The sequence below is a fragment of the Clostridium ganghwense genome (assembly GCF_026735165.1).
Classification (GTDB): domain Bacteria; phylum Bacillota; class Clostridia; order Clostridiales; family Clostridiaceae; genus Clostridium_H; species Clostridium_H ganghwense.
Genome location: NZ_JAPQES010000004.1, coordinates 26,970 through 44,625, shown reverse-complemented (window position 1 = coordinate 44,625; position 17,656 = coordinate 26,970). Strand labels below are relative to the sequence as shown.

18 protein-coding genes are annotated in these 17,656 nt (G+C 29.3%); 15 read left to right on the top strand and 3 right to left on the bottom strand.

Translation table 11 applies throughout. The features are described from left to right. Positions 1-16 precede the first annotated feature (16 nt). The 4 genes from pyk (at position 17) to rlmD (ending at position 4,829) form a co-directional block, all read left to right on the top strand. Positions 17-1,774 (top strand): pyruvate kinase, encoded by a 1,758-nt coding sequence (pyk, locus tag OXH55_RS11500; RefSeq protein ID WP_268050124.1) that lies wholly within the window; start codon positions 17-19, stop codon positions 1,772-1,774. A gap of 433 nt (positions 1,775-2,207) precedes the next feature. Next, positions 2,208-2,912, top strand: coding sequence for a DUF554 domain-containing protein (locus tag OXH55_RS11495; protein ID WP_268050123.1), 705 nt, complete (start codon positions 2,208-2,210; stop codon positions 2,910-2,912). A 64-nt stretch (positions 2,913-2,976) separates the two neighbouring features. Continuing rightward, positions 2,977-3,342, top strand: a complete 366-nt coding sequence (locus tag OXH55_RS11490; RefSeq protein WP_268050122.1) for a DUF1540 domain-containing protein — start codon at positions 2,977-2,979, stop codon at positions 3,340-3,342. A 104-nt stretch (positions 3,343-3,446) separates the two neighbouring features. Further along, positions 3,447-4,829 carry a 23S rRNA (uracil(1939)-C(5))-methyltransferase RlmD gene (gene rlmD / locus OXH55_RS11485; RefSeq protein WP_268050121.1) on the top strand — a complete coding sequence of 461 codons (1,383 nt, stop codon included), beginning with the start codon at positions 3,447-3,449 and terminating at the stop codon, positions 4,827-4,829. Between the two features lie 68 nt (positions 4,830-4,897). Here the strand turns inward: rlmD and OXH55_RS11480 are convergent, their stop codons facing one another. Both OXH55_RS11480 and OXH55_RS11475 read right to left on the bottom strand, forming a co-directional pair. After that, positions 4,898-6,037: a site-specific integrase gene (locus OXH55_RS11480; protein ID WP_268050120.1), complete on the bottom strand. Its 1,140-nt coding sequence runs from the start codon at positions 6,035-6,037 to the stop codon at positions 4,898-4,900. Between the two features lie 126 nt (positions 6,038-6,163). Continuing rightward, positions 6,164-6,733 carry a helix-turn-helix domain-containing protein gene (locus OXH55_RS11475; RefSeq protein WP_268050119.1) on the bottom strand — a complete coding sequence of 190 codons (570 nt, stop codon included), beginning with the start codon at positions 6,731-6,733 and terminating at the stop codon, positions 6,164-6,166. 263 nt (positions 6,734-6,996) lie between these two features. Here OXH55_RS11475 and OXH55_RS11470 point away from each other — a divergent pair, with 263 nt between their 5' ends. From OXH55_RS11470 to OXH55_RS11435, 8 genes are all read left to right on the top strand, one after another. Continuing rightward, positions 6,997-7,218, top strand: a complete 222-nt coding sequence (locus OXH55_RS11470; protein ID WP_268050118.1) for a helix-turn-helix transcriptional regulator — start codon at positions 6,997-6,999, stop codon at positions 7,216-7,218. A gap of 29 nt (positions 7,219-7,247) precedes the next feature. Beyond that, positions 7,248-7,457: a helix-turn-helix domain-containing protein gene (locus OXH55_RS11465; protein ID WP_268050117.1), complete on the top strand. Its 210-nt coding sequence runs from the start codon at positions 7,248-7,250 to the stop codon at positions 7,455-7,457. Between the two features lie 19 nt (positions 7,458-7,476). Further along, positions 7,477-7,677: a helix-turn-helix domain-containing protein gene (locus tag OXH55_RS11460; protein WP_268050116.1), complete on the top strand. Its 201-nt coding sequence runs from the start codon at positions 7,477-7,479 to the stop codon at positions 7,675-7,677. Positions 7,678-7,752: 75 nt separating this feature from the next. Continuing rightward, positions 7,753-8,004: a hypothetical protein gene (locus OXH55_RS11455; RefSeq protein ID WP_268050115.1), complete on the top strand. Its 252-nt coding sequence runs from the start codon at positions 7,753-7,755 to the stop codon at positions 8,002-8,004. Between the two features lie 28 nt (positions 8,005-8,032). Beyond that, positions 8,033-9,100, top strand: a complete 1,068-nt coding sequence (locus OXH55_RS11450) for a DnaD domain-containing protein (RefSeq protein WP_418921839.1) — start codon at positions 8,033-8,035, stop codon at positions 9,098-9,100. A 333-nt stretch (positions 9,101-9,433) separates the two neighbouring features. Continuing rightward, positions 9,434-11,134 (top strand): P-loop NTPase fold protein, encoded by a 1,701-nt coding sequence (locus tag OXH55_RS11445; protein WP_268050113.1) that lies wholly within the window; start codon positions 9,434-9,436, stop codon positions 11,132-11,134. Between the two features lie 113 nt (positions 11,135-11,247). After that, positions 11,248-12,816, top strand: coding sequence for a protein kinase domain-containing protein (locus OXH55_RS11440; protein ID WP_268050112.1), 1,569 nt, complete (start codon positions 11,248-11,250; stop codon positions 12,814-12,816). A gap of 750 nt (positions 12,817-13,566) precedes the next feature. Continuing rightward, positions 13,567-13,926: a helix-turn-helix domain-containing protein gene (locus OXH55_RS11435; RefSeq protein WP_268050111.1), complete on the top strand. Its 360-nt coding sequence runs from the start codon at positions 13,567-13,569 to the stop codon at positions 13,924-13,926. A 558-nt stretch (positions 13,927-14,484) separates the two neighbouring features. Here OXH55_RS11435 and OXH55_RS11430 read toward each other — a convergent pair. Continuing rightward, positions 14,485-14,916: a hypothetical protein gene (locus OXH55_RS11430; RefSeq protein ID WP_268050110.1), complete on the bottom strand. Its 432-nt coding sequence runs from the start codon at positions 14,914-14,916 to the stop codon at positions 14,485-14,487. Between the two features lie 293 nt (positions 14,917-15,209). Between OXH55_RS11430 and OXH55_RS11425 the strand changes: the two genes are divergently transcribed. The 3 genes from OXH55_RS11425 to OXH55_RS11415 all read left to right on the top strand — a co-directional run bounded on the left by OXH55_RS11425 (position 15,210) and on the right by OXH55_RS11415 (position 17,625). Further along, a complete protein-coding gene (locus OXH55_RS11425) occupies positions 15,210-15,377 on the top strand; it encodes a hypothetical protein (protein ID WP_268050109.1) in 168 nt (55 codons plus the stop codon). 254 nt (positions 15,378-15,631) lie between these two features. Then, on the top strand, positions 15,632-15,892 hold the full coding sequence (locus OXH55_RS11420) for a helix-turn-helix domain-containing protein (RefSeq protein WP_268050108.1): 261 nt from the start codon (positions 15,632-15,634) through the stop codon (positions 15,890-15,892). A gap of 209 nt (positions 15,893-16,101) precedes the next feature. Then, entirely contained in the window at positions 16,102-17,625 is a 1,524-nt protein-coding gene (locus tag OXH55_RS11415) for a DNA cytosine methyltransferase (RefSeq protein ID WP_268050107.1), read from the top strand. Positions 17,626-17,656: the final 31 nt, after the last annotated feature.

Here is a 17,656-nt window from a genome sequence, read left to right as displayed (position 1 = left end):
TAAAGGAGAGTAAACTATGCAAAAAACTAAAATGATTTTCACGATTGGACCAACAAGTGAAAGCAAAGAAGTATTAACAGAATTAATTAAAGCTGGAATGAATGCAGCTAGACTTAACTTTTCTCATGGTGATCATGAAGAACATGGGAACAGAATAAAACTAATAAAAGAATTAACAAAAGAATTAAATAAACCTATTGCAATAGTTTTAGACACAAAAGGACCTGAAATAAGAACTAAAGACTTTGCAGAAAAAGTTGAATTAAAAGAAGGAAGCAAATTCACAATTTATTGTGGAGAAGATGTACTTGGAGACGAAACAAAATGTTCTGTAACTTATGATAATTTATATCAAGATGTAAAACCAGGAAATACTATACTAATAGATGATGGTTTAGTTGGTCTTACAGTAGAACAAATTGAAGGAAATAAAGTACATTGCATAGTTGCAAATAATGGATTTGTATCTAGTAAAAAGGGAATAAATGTTCCAAATGTATCAATAAAATTACCAGCACTTACTGAAAAGGATAAATCAGATTTAATATTTGGTTGTGAACAAGAACTAGATATGGTAGCTGCTTCATTCATAAGAAAAGCAGCAGACGTTTTAGCAATAAGAAAAGTTTTAGAACAAAATGGTGGAAGTGATATTCAAATATTCTCAAAAATAGAAAACCAAGAGGGTGTTGATAATATAGATGAAATTATCAAATTCTCTGATGGTATAATGGTTGCAAGAGGAGATATGGGAGTTGAAATTCCTATAGAAAAAGTTCCTGTAGTTCAAAAAATGATTATTGAAAAATGTAATAAAGCAGGAAAACCAGTTATTACTGCAACTCAAATGTTAGATTCTATGATGAGAAATCCAAGACCTACAAGAGCAGAAGCTTCAGACGTTGCAAATGCAATTTTCGATGGTACAGATGCTGTAATGTTAAGTGGAGAATCTGCAAATGGTAAATATCCCGTTCAAGCAGCAAAAACTATGTCAAAAATAGCTACAGCTGCAGAAGCACAAATAGATTACGAAGCTGCTTTAAATAAGAGAAAAGAAAGTGTATTAGCTAATCCTGCAAATGCAATAAGTCTTGCTACTTGTACAACTGCAAGAGAATTAAATGTTTCAGCTATAATTACAGCTACTCAAACAGGAACTACTGCAAGAATGGTTTCTAAATATAGACCAGAATGTCCAATAATTGCAGTTACTCCTAATGAAAAAGTTGCAAGAAAATTAGCATTAACTTTTGGTGTATTTGCTATATGTGCTAGAAAGTTTGAATCAACTGATGAAATGATAAATGAATCTGTTAACAAGGCAAAAGAAGTTGGATATGTTGAAAATGGAGATTTAGTTGTAGTAGCAGCAGGAATACCTGTACACTACTCAGGAACTACAAATATGCTTAAAGTTCATATTGTTGGAGATGTTCTTGTACAAGGTAAAGGAGCAGGCTCTTTCCCAGGATATGGAACAGCTAAGGTTGTTAAAAATGCACAAGAAGCTGCTAAAAAGGTAGAAAATGATGACATTTTAGTAGTTAAAAACTTAGACAAGGATTATATGCATATTTTAGATAGAGTTGCTGGTGTTATATCAGAACAAGGAGGACTTACTTCACACATGGCTATTGAATGTTTATCAAGAGGAATACCTCTTATCTGCAATGCTGGTGGAGCTACAGAATCTATAAAATCAGGATCATTTATAACTCTAGATGTTGCTCGTGGAGTTGTTTATAGTGGAAGAGCAAATATAGAACAATAAGTGTTAGAAATTTAACATAATTTAGTAGTAAAAAAGGAATGTATTGGTTAAAAATATACATTCCTTTTTAAAATTTTAAAAAAATTATATATTTGGATAAAATTTATGTAAAAAATTTTGAAAAATATGTGGAATACCCAATGTATATGTGGTAAAATGTATAGATGAAATTTAAACTTACATAAGTATTTATTAAACACAATAGTGACATAATAAAAGTAAATAATCATAAATGTGATTATTTATTTTTGTTTAGTATAACTTGTATACAACTGGTTAAAATACTTAAATATACCATATTGACCAGGTAACTGATTCCATTCTTAGCATCCTTATAATAAGGGTGCACTTTTTTTATAAATTTTTAAAAAGATACTTACATTTACCATAAATAAGTTTATAATAACTTCATATATAATTGGAGGTGGGAACTTTGTTTGGGACTATAGTTAATTTTTTTGCCATCATTATAGGAAGTTTGATTGGAATGTTATTAAAAGGAGGAATAAATGAAAAGATAAGTAAAAGTATAATGAATGGATTAGCCTTATGTGTGCTATTTATTGGAATATTAAATATTATTGATGTACATAATAAACTAGGATCAAATAGTGTACTTGTAATTATAATTTCTATTGTTGTAGGAACAGCAATAGGAGAAATAATAGATATAGATGATAAAATTGAGCGTTTAGGAAAAAATATAGAATCAAAATTTAAAAGAAGTGGTGGAGGAATAGCAGAAGGATTTGTTACATGTAGTCTTTTATTTTGTGTAGGTGCTATGGCTATCATAGGTTCGCTTGAAAGTGGTCTTTCAGGTAGTTATAAAACTCTTTTTGCAAAATCAGTACTTGATGGAATTACATCCATTGTATTTGCTTCATCTTTAGGTATAGGAGTTATGATATCAGCTGTATCAGTATTTATATATCAAGGATTAATAACTATTGGAGCAAGTTTTTTAAAGGGAATATTAATTGGGGCAGTAATAAATAATATGACGGCTATAGGTGGTATTCTTATAATTGGACTAGCTTTTAACATGCTTGGGACTGCAAAGATAAAGGTAGCAAATTTACTTCCAGCTGTGTTTTTACCGATAATTTATCAAGTTGTTATGAATATAATATATTAGAATAAGAACGTATAAAAACTCCTAAAAATCGAAAAATATAATAAAAAGGTAAGGAGGAGTTTTTATGGATACAAAGTTAAGTTGCAGTGCTGGAAATTGTGTACATAATATAAATGGTTTATGTGCAGCAAGAGAGATACAAGTAACAGGTTTAACAGCTACAACAAGTAATGCAACTCAATGTAATACCTTTGCAGAAAGGAATTTTAAAAATGCTTTTACAAATTTAGCTAATATGAATGTAGTTGGAGAAGCAAAACAATTATTTGCTAGAAATTCTTCTGTTGAAATGAGTCCAAAGATTGCATGTGATGCACAAAATTGTCTTTATAATAAAAATAAAATTTGTAATGCTAGTAGTGTACAAATAAATGGATTACAAGCACAAACAAGTGAATTAACTCAGTGTGAGACTTTTAGGCAGAGTTAGGAGTTAAGCTTTTCTGTTTTGACAGAAAAGCTTTTAATTTTGGTTACTTTTTTGATAAAATGTAATACAGCAACAATAACAAGAATAGAATGGAGATAGAATAAATGAATAAAGGCATACCTATAGAAAAAAACCAAGAATATGTTGTAGAAATAACGGGATTAGGTTATGAGGGAGAAGGCGTAGCCAAAATAGATAATTATGCAATTTTTATTCATGGTGCCATGATCGGTGAAAAGGTTAGAGTTAAAATTGTTAAGGTTAAAAAGAATTTTGCTTTTGGTAAACTTTTAGAGGTATTAGAAGCTTCAACGGTTAGAACTGAACCTGTTTGTAGTATATATAAAAGATGTGGTGGCTGTAGTTTGCAGCATATGTCTTATGAAGCACAACTTGAATTTAAGAAAAATAGGGTTAGAGATGTTTTAGAGAGAATAGGAAAGCTTGAAGATTATGTTTTACACGATACTTTAGGAATGAAAGAACCTTATAGATACAGAAATAAGGTGCAGCTTCCTGTAGGAGAAGAGAATGGTGAAATAAAAATAGGGTTTTATGCACCTAGAAGTCATAATATCATAGATATGGATACTTGTTATATACAGGATGAGATTGCAGACAAGGTTGTGAAACTTACTAAGGAATGGATGAATAAATTTAATCTTAAGGCTTACAATGAAGAAGATAACAGTGGAATAGTAAGACATATAATGATAAGACGAGGGTTTAAAACTAAGGAAGTTATGGTGGTTATAGTTACTAGGCAAAATTCTTTTCCATACAAAGAAGAATTTGTGGAATTAATAAGAGAAAATATAAAAGAAGTAACTAGTATAGTTCAGAATATAAATCATAAAAAGACAAATGTTATTTTAGGAGAAAAATGTATAACATTATATGGTGAGGATTTTATAAGTGATTACATAGGAGAGTTTAAATTTAATATATCACCATTATCTTTCTTCCAGGTTAATCCTATTCAAACAGAAGTATTATATAATAAAGCTTTAGAATATGCTGATTTAAGCGGCAAGGAAGTGGTCTTTGATGCATACTGCGGTACAGGAACTATATCATTATTTTTGTCTAAAAAGGCTAATAAAGTATATGGAGTAGAGATAGTACAACAGGCTATAGAAAATGCAAAAATAAATGCAAAACAAAACAATATAAATAATGTTGAATTCCAAGTAGGAAAATCAGAAGAAGCTATTCCTGAATTGATTAAAAACGGTATAAAAGCGGATGTAGTAGTAGTAGATCCCCCAAGAAAAGGTTGTGACAAAGTTCTTTTAGAAGCTATTACAGAAATGAAACCTGAGAGAATAGTATATGTATCCTGTGATCCTTCAACACTTGCAAGAGACCTTGCTATTCTAAAAGAAGAAGGTTATAAAACTGTGGAAGTTCAGCCGGTAGATATGTTTCCACAAACCGGCCATGTGGAAACTGTGGTGAAAATATGCAAGCAAAATCAACATTTATAAAAAATTAAATAGGGCAATTTTACTCATTTGCCACCCGTTTGCCACCGCTTTTTTAATTGGGTGGCAAATTATTTTATTGTAGAGATAATAGACTCAAATTTATCAACACTATCTTGTTTTAATTTATCAGTAATATGAGAATATGTGTCCATAGTTGTTGATAGTTGACTATGACCTAGGCGATGCTGAATATCTTTTATATTTGCTCCAGATTCTAAGAGCATAGTTGCATGAGTATGACGCAAAGAGTGGAAATTGAAAGTTATTCCAAGCTCATAATTGACTACTCGGCTTAAATATTTTAAACTATCAGTAGATACTAATTGACCATTTTCTTTAGTACATACAAAATTACTATCAGTATAATATTTACCATACTGTAATTTATTTTTTATTTTATGTTTTTTATGGTGTTTTAAAATATTAACAAGTGTTTTACCAATTAGAATGGACCTATTGGAGCTTTTAGTTTTAGGAGTTCCAAATACCCATTCTCTTTCTTTTTTTATAATTATTTTTTCAACCTTAATGGTCTTTTTCTTAAAATCTATACAATCCCATGTAAGGCCGCAAACTTCTGATGCTCTCATTCCAGTATTAAATGCTATTTGAAGGGGAATATAAAAGCTGCTCCCTTGAGGAAATCTATTTATGATTTTATTAAACTGTTCTAAGGTAATTACTTTTAAATCATCTTTATCCTTTTTAATTTGATTATATTTAGGCATAGTTACATATTGCATTGGATTTTCTTTTATAAGCTTATAAGGATATACTGCCATTCTTAAAGCTCCTGAAAGAACACCATAAAAGCCAGATAAGGTATTCTTAGAAAAACCATTTATATATTTCTTGTTTAAAAATTCTTGCAGTGTAGCAGGAGTTAGTGATTTAAGTTTGTATATTCCTAAAATAGGTTTTATATGATTAGCTATTATCCGTTTATAGTTTAGTTGAGTATTATATTTACAATTTATTAATACATACTCTTTATACCAATAGTCTAAATAATCAGATGTACTAATACTACTTTCATTCACAATGGAACCACAATTCTCATATTCACGAAGAGCTTTTCTAAGTGCTGCCTCAGCTTCTTTTTTAGTATTGCCTCCTTTCCTTTCAATCTTTTTCCTTTTGCCATCAATTTTCCCAAGATCAAAGTAATAGTACCAGGTACTACCTCTTTTCCTTACTCCACCTTGCATGAAGCATCGCTCCTTTGTTTTTTATTATATAAACCAGTTAATATAAACAGTTATAAGTTTAAATAACTGGTTATATGCTTTAAAATAAAATCTAAAAAATATTATCTAGACTTTTGATGTAATAGATTATTTCTTGTATTTATAGCTAATAAGTTTAATTTGTCGTACTACTTCATTTGTAAAATCAGTTATTTCTTCAGTGCTCATCTTTTTTAGGTCAAATTCGCAGAACTCCCTTATTATTGGTTGTTTTAAGATATAGCTTATAGCTTCTTCAGGAGTTTTGAATGAATCATTTGGAGAGTTTTCATACAAAGTATCACTATTATCTTCATGTATAAGATTATATATGTACTCCATTTTTGTATCGGGGTCTTTTTTTATTGCTTCTCTTATCTTATGTACTTCTCCATCTTTTAAGTCAGTTAGCTGTAGTTTAACAAATTTATCTATATCCTTATTAATTTTTTGGTCGTCTTGAAAGTAGCTAATAGGAACATGACAAGCGTTAGCTATTCCATTTAAAACTACAAAACTGGGGTAAGTTCTTCCAGATTCAATATCTCCAATGTAACTTTGGGACTTACCTATATCATTGGCTAACATTTTTTGAGTATATTTTTTATCTATTCTATCAGAATGAATTTTTCGTGCTTGTTTTATTAACTTTCCTAATTCTTTTTTTTCTAATACCAAAGTGTTTAACTCCTTTCTATGAAGAATTATTTAAAAAATCATTACAATTATCATAACGTATGGAACGTTACTTTGTCAATTATGTGACGTAAATATGTAAAAAAAACAACGTAAATAGTGACGATATAAAGAAAATTGAAGTAAATGTGAAATAATTTCAAGAAAATACAAAATATAACTTAAAAGTAATTTGTCCACTATAATAAATAGTGGTATATTTATTAAACGTAAATAACGTTCAATAATTACGGAGGAGATTCAGTATGATTATTAAAAAATTAATTAACAACTTACCTTGGAATAAAAAGATTGAAATTTTAAGGGTAGCTAATAGCTGGACTCAAGAAGAAGCAGCAGAGAAATGTAATACAAATCAGAAGATGTACTGGAATTGGGAGAAAGGAAAAAACTATCCTAGAAAAAAGAGTCAGGCTTTAATAGCAAGAGCTTATAAAGTTAAAGTTGAAGATATATTTCCAGTTTAAAGTAAGCTGAAAATATGGGGGGAGAAATTATGGAGGAATATTTATATACTGTTGAAGAAGTAGCAGCAATTTTAAAAGTAAATAAAAATACTGTATATAACTTAATTCGAAATGGACTTCTAAGTGCTCTTAAATTAGGAAGGCTTAAGGTAACAAGAGCAACATTATTAAAGTTTTTAAAAGATTTTAATGGGAAGGATTTATCGGATTTAGATAATATAAAAGAATTAAATTTTTAAACATATGGGAGTGGGAGTTATGACAGATAAAGAGATTAATGAATTACCAGTATTGCTAACTGTACCGGAGATGGCAAAGGTTTTAAGAATAGGAAGAAATGCGGCTTATAAGCTAGTTTATCAAAAGAACTTTCCAATACTAAGATTAGGTCCTAAGAAAATAAGAATACCAAAAGATAAATTGATAGAGTGGGTTAAGAGTAACGCAAAAGAAGGTTGATAAAATTAATTTAAAGAGGTGATTAAAATTAACCATAACAGAGTATGGAGAAAAAAGACTAATTACATAATAGGAATGATATGCAAATCACTTAATGACTATAAAACTCCTAGACATGAAATATATAGGATAGTACAGGCAAGAGCTAATTGTAACCTTAGAGTAAAATTAAAAAAATTACAGGAGAAAGCTTTAAAAGAAGGAATGTCTTCTGGAAAGGCAAAGCAGCTCAATATTTTAGATTTAATTGCAAAGGATCCTGAGCTTAGAGAAATTTATATTGATGTAGTTAATGAAATGGCTATTAAATACGGGGTAAGTATTTAATAAAGATTAAATTTGAGGGGGTGTAATGGTGGCAAAGTACAGGCAACTTCATACTGATTTTTGGAATGATGGCTTTGTTTTAGATCTAACACCAGAGGAGAAATATTTTTATCTATATCTTATGACTAATCCCAATACTGCTCAATGTGGTATCTATGAGTTGCCTAAAAGAATAATGGAAACTCATACAGGTTATAATAGAGAAACAGTAGACAAGTTGTTGCAGAGATTTAAAGAATACGGAAAGATAGATTATTGTGATGAAACTAAAGAGATAATGATAATAAATTGGATTAAATATAATCAGCCTAACAATACTAATGCAGTTAAGTGTGTTAACAAAGAATTAAAAAACATAAAGAATATAAGGTTTATTTCAACATTTTATAAGCAATGTGTACATCAGCAATTAAATGTTGAGAATGTTTTTGAAGGGATTGAAGATATTTTGCAAGGAGCTTATGAGGGTATACCAAGCCCCTACCAAGGGGCTTATAAGGGGCTTGGTAGGGGATGTTTTGAGAAAGATGATGATAATATGTATGTGCGTAGTGAAAGTGAGGAAAGTCAAGGAGTTACGGGTTTTAATAAGCCCCTTATAAGGGGCTTGCAAGGGGCTTATAAGGGGCTAACAAGTAATAAAGTAATAAGTAATAAAGAAGTAGTAATAAATAATGAAGAAGAAGTAGTAAGTAATGAAGGAAAAGAAGGTGCAGCTGCTGAACATGATTTTAAACATGTAATAATTATATTTAAAAACAATATACATACGCCTACATCTATAGAATATGAAAAGCTGATAGAATGGAGCAGAGTTTTAAGTTGTGATGTGGTTGTTATGGCTATAGAAGAAGCTGTAAATTATAATGTGAGAAATATGAGTTATATAGAACGGATTTTATTTGCATGGCAGGCTAAAGGTATAAATACATTAGAAAAGGTAAGGAGTTACCAGAGGGAATGGGATAAGAAGAAAAAAGCAATACAAAATAAGGGCAGTGGTTTTGATTATATGAACCAGAGAGAGTATGATTATAAAGAACTGGAGATTAAGCTGTTGGGATGGGATAAAGAGATGGAGGATAAGAAAGGGTGAAGAGCTGTGTGGATTGGCTCTTCTTTTTTTATTACTGAATAGTTTGATATGTGTTATTATGGTATAATATGTATTAAAGTGTAGAAGTTTGAAAGTGATATTTTGAGGATGGGAATACACTAGATATTTAAAGTTTAAGAGTTATGGAAGTTTAGATTTATGTAGTTAGAAATATGGAAGAAGTAAAATAAGTCTAAATCATAGTGTAATTATGTCTATAATGGGAAGTTTATTGTATTTATATTTATAAAAATTATGTTATCAATATTGTGTATTTAAAAAAATAGATAATAATGTGAAATGTGTAACCAGAAGAGAAAGAGGGAAATTATTATGAATACTTTGGAATCAACAAAAGCTTTAGATAGAATATTTAGTGATTGCAATATAAGATTTAGTAATAAATCATGTGTACTTATTGATGGAACTTGGGGAATTGGTAAAACTAAATTTATAGAAAATTATTTTTCAGAAAATGAAAATGAATTTATTTATACATCAGTATTCGGTAAAAATTTTGTTAGAGATATAGAAAAATCTATTTTAATCCATTCATTACCAGGCCTAAAAAAATTTAATGAAGATAGTGGATTTGCTAAAGCTACACAGAAAATTTTAAATGATATAAGTGATAAGTTTTTAGGAGTAAGTATTGATAGTTACCTTAATTCATTTTCAATAGATGATATTAAGTTAGATATAATTAGCAATAAACGTAAAATTATTTGTTTTGATGATATTGAAAGGAAGTCAGATTCTATAGAAATGAAAAGCTTATTAGGTTTGATTGAACGAGCAAGAAAAAATTTTGATGTTCTCATAATTTGTAATACGCATGAGCTAGATGAAAAAAATAGTGAAATATTTAATAGGTATAAAGAGAAAGTTATAGATTATGTAATTAATATCGACATCACTCACAGAAATACATTAATTTCTATTTTGAAAGATATGAATGTAGGAAATAGAAACGAAATAATTGACGTTTATTTGAGTGGCAACGTATCTTGGGGAAAAGCGCCTGCTGGGAAAAAACTTTTTCTAAAGAATAAATTACATAATTTAAGAATTTTTATCAAATATGTAGAATTAATTATCAAATTAGAAAAATATTTAGAACCTTATAAAGCAGATGAACATATTTTAAAAATTTGTAAAGCTGTTATTTACGATTATTATTTTCCAAATAAAGATGGAAAGAAAAATTCTATGAATTTTGATAAATTTAATGTATATAAAACTATAAATAAAATTTTGTTAAATGAAGATATTAAAAAAGATGAATTTAAAGAATACTTTGTGGCTAATTCTGAAATAAGAAAAGATATTAATAATATATATAATGCATATAAACTTACGGAAAAAGAATTTCAGAATATGATACAAAGAATAAAGAGTAAAATAGAAGATGAAGATTTGCAATACTTTATAAAGCAAGAAAATGTTATTTCCTTAGTGAGTGCATTAAATGAATTTAAAATTATTGATAAGAATATGAGAAAAAAACTACTTAAAATTGCTATAGACTTGTACTCAACAGAAAAAAATATACCATATACAAAAATAGATTATTTAGAGTGGAATGATTTTGATTATTATGGAAATGAAATAGAATGTAATAAAAGTGTAAAATTATTTATTAAAGAAATAAATGAAAAGTGTACAGAAAAATTTCAAAACTTTATTGTTAATAAGTTAGAAGAATCAAAGAAGACTAAAGATTATGATGAAGTGCTAAAACTTTATAAATTTAATCAAATCGATAGAATTGAAGAATTTGAAGATATATTTGATCATTATTTTAATCAGTTAGTAGAAAATTACTCTGATGAAATATCCCAGAAAATAAATACTTTAATTACAGAAACAAATAGTGAGATTATTAGCAACTTCTTAACTAATCGAATTAAGAATGAAACTGAAGTTACAAAAATTAAAAAATATCAACAGTTTGATTTTGAACTGGAAAGAAAAATGCAATGGGAAGCGGAGGAAGAACATTATAGAAATAATCCCCCAGAAGAAATTGAATGATGTGGAACTATAGATTTTTATTTAAATTTGTAACTTCCCATTACCTATAAAATTGGACAGGTTATGTTTATAATGGGAAGTTAAAATGCAACGATTAAAGGATGTGGGATACAATGGATTATAATAAGAGTGATTTGAAAAATATAGCAAAATTACTCTCAGGTGCTGGAAATGTTATGTTGCCAGAGTTGATTGTAATTGATGAAACTGCATTATATGAATGTTGTTATGATATGCAGTTGGATACATCGATTTTGGATAATCATGAATACCAGTTAGATGTATTTCTTAAATTTTTAATACAACTAGCTATGGACGATAAATTGGTTTTATTTATAGACTTTTATTTTAATAAATATATGGAAAATCGAATACATGGTTTAACTGTAGATGGATATAATGTCTTTTTACTGAAGGATAAAATTCTTACAGCCTTAAATTCATTGTGGAGTATTAGAAGTCAAGAGTTTGGAATAGATAACAGTAAGATTTCTATGAAGAGTGTTGTTTTTAAACAATATGATAAAATGGGTGAAGGTGGCTTTTGTACAGTTTACAATTGCCCAGAGGATATGTTAGTGGTTTACAAAGTATTAAATACTGTTGAAAAAGCAGATGTAGGTTCAGTTCATAGATTTAAAAGAGAATTTGATATAATGGAAAAGGAGAATGATAGTGGTTATACGATTAAAGTGTTTGATTATGATTCAAAAGCTCTAGTTTACTCTATGGAAAAAGCGAGTATTTCATTGGAAGAGTATATAGAAACAAATGTTTTAAAGGACACTGAAAAAGATGAGATTATAATTAGATGTGCTGAATGTATGAAATATCTACATAGTAAAGGAGTTATACATAGAGATTTTCACCCAGGTAATATCTTAAGAAATTACTCTAAAGAATGGATGGTTACTGATTTTGGATTGGCAAAAGATATATCAAGTAGATATTCTCACCAAACAACTACAACTCATGCGGTTGGGCGGGCATGGTTCACAGATCCTTTACAGCTGTTTGCATTGAAAGATGGTAACTTTAGAACAGATATGTTTTCTTTAGCAAAAACAATCGATTATGTAGTGAATGCAAATATGTCAGGAACTCCCCATAAATACTCTTCAGTCGTATACAAAGCCACTGCATCAAACCCTGAAAATAGATATGAGAGTATTGAGCAAATGTATGAAGATTTAGTTAGTATATGTGGAAGATTAAAATATGAGTCGCCAGATGAAATAATTAAAACGCTATTAATTCAATATGATGAAACAAAAAAGTTTGATGTTGTTCAACTTGTTAGTCTTTTGAATAAGGATACTGAAGGAGTTCTGATGTGGAATTTAGTTGTAGAATTCGGACGGAGAATCTGTTCTCCCTTTGTTAGTATAATAAACATATCATTTGAAATTGCTTTAAGAGAGATACGAAATGTATCAAGTACAATGCAAGCAAGTTATCATAAGTGGGATGATTATGATGTTGTAGCATACTGGGCTATTGGACTAATTAATGAAAGAAAAAATGCGAATGATGAAATAAACATTGAGGCTGCTAAGATTATAGAATACGTGGCATCAAATGTTAGCAGATACGATATAAAATCAGCTTCTAATAGCTTAAAAAACAACTCATCAATTGATGGTCATATTCGTTCGGAATTATCGTATCACGAAGGTTATTAATGGAGATACTTTAGATAATAGAAGAAGTAATCATGAGTTAGTGAATATAGAAGTGTAGTAACTGTTGAGAAGTGGTGTGTGTATTTTAAAGGGCAAGTATCGCCTCCACCATGAAAACCACGAACCGCCGAGCAAGTTCGTCGGTAAACCTCCTCACTAAGGTGACAGGCACTTGTAAAAATATAGGAACATAAAAATTTTTAAGTAGTAAAAGAATTAGATAAATTAACTTCCCATAATCCATATAACTCCAATAAGAAAATCTTACAAATTTTCAATTCATGTTAAATATATAAATACCCCTGGAGGGCGGGTGGGTCGATTTCATTCAATTATAGACATGCCAAGGAAGGCTTGTTTATAATTTCCTATTTGAGGACCCTAGAGGAATACATACAAGGGGTGGAACTGCCTTGCTGCTCAGGAGTTATGGACATGTCTTTTTAATGCATGTTAATGAGGAGTGAAGCTGGAAGCAAGTCCACCCCTACGCACTCTGCCGGGTACCAAAATAAAGGATTAGCTAAAGTCGTGGAACTCTTAGAGCGTATAAGGCTCGGAATTAAGGGAGAGACTTTTACACTCTTAGAGATGCTAGACAGGAGCCTGTACTTTTTTGGGTGGCAGTTAAAGTGCCAGTAAGTGAAATAATAGGTATAGCAGCATTAACTATAAACTAAATAAAAAGATTTATAGTATTAGTTATATGATTATTGTTTATAGCTGATTATGTTTATGGAGGTGATGAGTTTGGTAATATTCGGTGAAAGGATAAGAAACGAAAGAACTAGGAAAAATATATCTCTAGACAAGCTAGCGAAAGAACTTAATACTACTAAGGCTACAGTAAGTAGATATGAAAACAACCTAAGGGAACCTAAAATTGAATTTATTAAACAAATTGCCGATTATTTTGATTGCTCCACTGATTACCTTCTTGGTAGGACAGATAATAGAGCAGGTATTGTTGTTAAAGATAAAGTAAATTCTGATAATGTACAAATACAAGTGGAGAAATATGTTTATCCAGATGGTCTAACTTATGAGCAAGTAATAGAAATATTAAATAATTTAAAAAAAGTAGGATTTCAGTGGAACAGCAAAATTTAATGCATGTTTATGTAGAGTTAGTTTAATTATGGTTAATATAAATAAATTAATTAGTAGTATGTAATGAGGTTGGACTAGCTTTTGTGACAATTTATTGTGACAGAAAAAGCTTGTCCAACCTATAATACCCTAAAGGAATACCTTAGCAAAGACCACAAAGAAATGCCTAGCTGATACAATTTTACCCTGGAGGTACGGAAGGTTAAAGTTGTATGAGCGGAGATAGGACCTGTGAGAAATGCTGGAGGGGATGTATGCGTGAAAAGTGGGAGCTTTTGACGCATATCTTTAAATAAAATTTTAATAATCGGGACAAGGCTATAAAAAACTTTAGATATTATAAAAACACAAAGATATACCTTTTGATTATTAACAAATACTTTTGTCAATAATTAAATGAGGTGATAATCATGATTCAATTTAAAATATTAGTAGGGTTTATAGGATTATGTAGTATATTAATAATATGGTTTATTACAGCAATATATTTAATTCATTATTTTAGCAACAAGGGCAGAAAGTTATAAAATAAAATAGTAAGTGTTTAATTTAATGCACTTACTGTTTCTTTTTAAAATCATAAAAAAATCTTATAGCAGCATCTACAATATCATTGTATTTTATGTATGGATCATCATATATGAAAACTTTAAGTTTCTGGAGCATTTTAACGGTGAAAGGTCTTAAGGTATAGCTTCTTTTTACTGAAAGGGCTTCTTCAACAGTTTCTTTTGAATTTATGTCTAATTTTTCTGCGTCTTCATCCTCTATATTTACATTTAACACAGGTGTATTATTGGAGTTGAAGTTAAACTGTTGCTCTACTTTAGCATTAGAAAGATCAATATTGCCGCCCAGTAGTATCTCAGTTCCGTTAGCATCAAAGGTAATATCATCTTTTACAATCTCTACTTTACTACTGGATAATTCTTCAACAGAATTTTTATTTTTAGATTTTTTACTTCTTAAATTTTTATTTTCCTTAGCCAACGATACCCCTCCCTCTATGTATTCTAAAAAATAAGCTGCAGAGCAGCTCATTTTTATATGTCTAATTCTTCATTTGTTGTTACTACAATATCAGCAGAGTCTTTAATCTTTAAGTCACCAGATGAGGATATGAAAATGTTTTTTTCAATTAATGCATATTATAGACTAGTCAGGGACGGCTTGTTGATAAAGTTCCTATTAAGAGAAATGCAGAAGAGTATCTTCCAAAGCTTATACCTTATGTTAAGAATCCTGTTTTAAAAAGAAGAGGAAGAAAAGTTAAGGGAGTTAAGATGTTCAATATATATTCTCTTCATTATGCTAGTTTTATACTTATAGATATGGTAAAGCTTCAGGAGCTATGGGAAGTTTTAATTAAAATTGGCCAAAGAGAAATGATGTGCTTTTTATATACATATTGGTGCTGCTGTTTTACAAATGATACAGATAAGGCATTATAGGATACTTTAGACTTTAATAGAGAATTTATACTATTGTTAGGTGAAAGTGCTGTAATAAGCCAAACTAGGCAGTCAGAAAAGGTATATGAAGAGTGGAAGTACAATGAATTTAATTTGAAGAAGAAAAAAGATGGTGAAATAGCTGAATAAGATAAGAAAAAAGCAGCAACTTTAAAAAAAAAGCTTTTAAGATTCTTGGATATGATTATAAGAATGAAATATTAATAGAGCTTTTATGTATTACAGAAGAGGAAATGAAAGAGCTTAAGACTATTATTAGTGATAAAGAAGTTAAAAGAAGAACCAATATAAGGACCAGTAACCATCATAAGAAAAAACGTAGAAATGAAAAGGGACTTACAAAGAGAGAGCAGGAAAAATTAGAAAAACTTAATATAGTTAAACAATTAAAAGATAAAGGATATAAGCAGAAGGAAATAGCAAAAGAAATAGGTGTAAGTATAAGAATGGTTAAAGTGTATTATAAAGAAGTTAAGAAACAAAATCTGCAATAAATGTAAAATATATAGGTAAAAATGAAACGTCACTATTAAATTATGGTGGCTTTAGCCCGTTTACTTTTTATTTATGTATTTTTAGGGTTTAGTTTAGGTTATAATGAATGATGTGGGAGAAACTACCCCCTGAACTTTTGGGGATTATTTTGAGATAATAAATAGTCAAATATATTAAATAATGTTTAAGGAAAGGAGACAAACAAAAGATGTTGGCCATAGATGTATTTTGTGGTGCTGGAGGAATGAGTGAAGGTATACTTCAAGCAGGATTTAACATAGTGTTTTCAAGTGATATAAGCAAAGATGCAGCATTAACGTATAAAAATAGGCATGAACAATTAGGGTTAATTCATGGATATAATACTCATTTTCAACTAGCGGATATTAGGAGCTTAACAGGTGAGTTTATTAAGGATAGTATTAAAAACCTAGAGATATTTATAGGTCGTGAAAACATAGATATAGATGCTATGTTTGGAGGGCCACCTTGCCAAGGGTTTAGCCGCTCAGGAAAACGAAAAAAAGATGATCCAAGAAATTTTTTGTTTCGAGAATATATTAGAGTTATTAGTGAAGTTAAACCTAAGTATGTAGTAATGGAAAACGTTGAAGGTATTATGGATATGACTTTAGTAGGATTTACAGGATTGGATGGAGCGGAGTATGCTGATACTATAACAGTTCCTGAAATTTTAATAAGTGAATTTAATAAAATAGGATATAATACATTAGAACCTAGACTTTTAGATGCTTCAGATTATGGAGTTCCTCAAAGAAGAAAAAGGGCTATTTTTATAGCTTATCGAGAAGGAGAAAAAGTTCCTTCATATCCCCAGCCTATATTTAATCAAGATAAAAAGGTAACAGTATTAGAAGCTATAGGAGATTTAATTTCTGATGTAGAAATAAGAAGAGAAATAAATCTCGAAAGAACTACATATCAATTAGAATCAAGTAATGGAAGAACTTTAAAGATAGATGGAACTCCTGTAGAACATAATGGAGATATATATAATTATGAGTTTTCAAATCACTCAGAATGTATAGTAGAAAGATTTTCAATTTATAATGAAGGAGAAGATACTCAAGCTCTTAGAAGAAGAATTAAAAAAGACGGTATAAATATTAAGAATAAACATTATTTATTAGATGAAGCTATAAATAATTTAAAAAAATCTGCTTTAAAAAAACTTAAAGATTTAAATAAAAAATATGATGCTTGTGAAGTTAAACAAGCTTTAATAAATAATAATGCTCCTGTAGAATTGATTAATATTTGTGTTAACCAAGATGAAGATAATGGTGATAATCTTGTTCAAGAAGCGTTAGAAGATTTACATAAAGATGAAATTAAATATATAATTGAGTTTTATAGTTATAGTAGAAGAAGATTAGTTAATGTTTTAAGAAGAGGAAATGCTCCAGATGAAATAATTAATTCTATTTTAACTAAGAAAAATAATAGAAAAAGAATTGGCAGAAATGAACAATCACCAACTATTGTTACATTACCTGATGACTATATCTCTCCTTTTGAAAACAGGATATTTTCTGTTAGAGAAATGGCAAGGCTTCAATCTTTTGATGATAGTTTTAAATTTCTAGGTAAAAGAACAACGGGAGGTTCTAGAAGAAAAATAGAGGTTCCACAATATACGCAGGTGGGAAATGCAGTTCCACCACTTTTAGCTAAGGCTATAGCTCTTGAAATAAAGAAAGTTTTGGAATAAATTTTTTAATATGAGAACTCAAGATTGACCT

Excerpts from the sequence above, each read along its gene's own strand:
- pyk (WP_268050124.1), top strand. The coding sequence starts at position 17 with ATGCAAAAAACTAAAATGATTTTCACGATTGGACCAACAAGTGAAAGC.
- OXH55_RS11490 (WP_268050122.1), top strand. The coding sequence starts at position 2,977 with ATGGATACAAAGTTAAGTTGCAGTGCTGGAAATTGTGTACATAATATA.
- rlmD (WP_268050121.1), top strand. The coding sequence starts at position 3,447 with ATGAATAAAGGCATACCTATAGAAAAAAACCAAGAATATGTTGTAGAA.
- OXH55_RS11480 (WP_268050120.1), bottom strand. The coding sequence starts at position 6,037 with ATGCAAGGTGGAGTAAGGAAAAGAGGTAGTACCTGGTACTATTACTTT.
- OXH55_RS11470 (WP_268050118.1), top strand. The coding sequence starts at position 6,997 with ATGATTATTAAAAAATTAATTAACAACTTACCTTGGAATAAAAAGATT.
- OXH55_RS11465 (WP_268050117.1), top strand. The coding sequence starts at position 7,248 with ATGGAGGAATATTTATATACTGTTGAAGAAGTAGCAGCAATTTTAAAA.
- OXH55_RS11460 (WP_268050116.1), top strand. The coding sequence starts at position 7,477 with ATGACAGATAAAGAGATTAATGAATTACCAGTATTGCTAACTGTACCG.
- OXH55_RS11455 (WP_268050115.1), top strand. The coding sequence starts at position 7,753 with ATGATATGCAAATCACTTAATGACTATAAAACTCCTAGACATGAAATA.
- OXH55_RS11445 (WP_268050113.1), top strand. The coding sequence starts at position 9,434 with ATGAATACTTTGGAATCAACAAAAGCTTTAGATAGAATATTTAGTGAT.
- OXH55_RS11440 (WP_268050112.1), top strand. The coding sequence starts at position 11,248 with ATGGATTATAATAAGAGTGATTTGAAAAATATAGCAAAATTACTCTCA.
- OXH55_RS11425 (WP_268050109.1), top strand. The coding sequence starts at position 15,210 with ATGTTCAATATATATTCTCTTCATTATGCTAGTTTTATACTTATAGAT.
- OXH55_RS11420 (WP_268050108.1), top strand. The coding sequence starts at position 15,632 with ATGAAAGAGCTTAAGACTATTATTAGTGATAAAGAAGTTAAAAGAAGA.
- OXH55_RS11415 (WP_268050107.1), top strand. The coding sequence starts at position 16,102 with ATGTTGGCCATAGATGTATTTTGTGGTGCTGGAGGAATGAGTGAAGGT.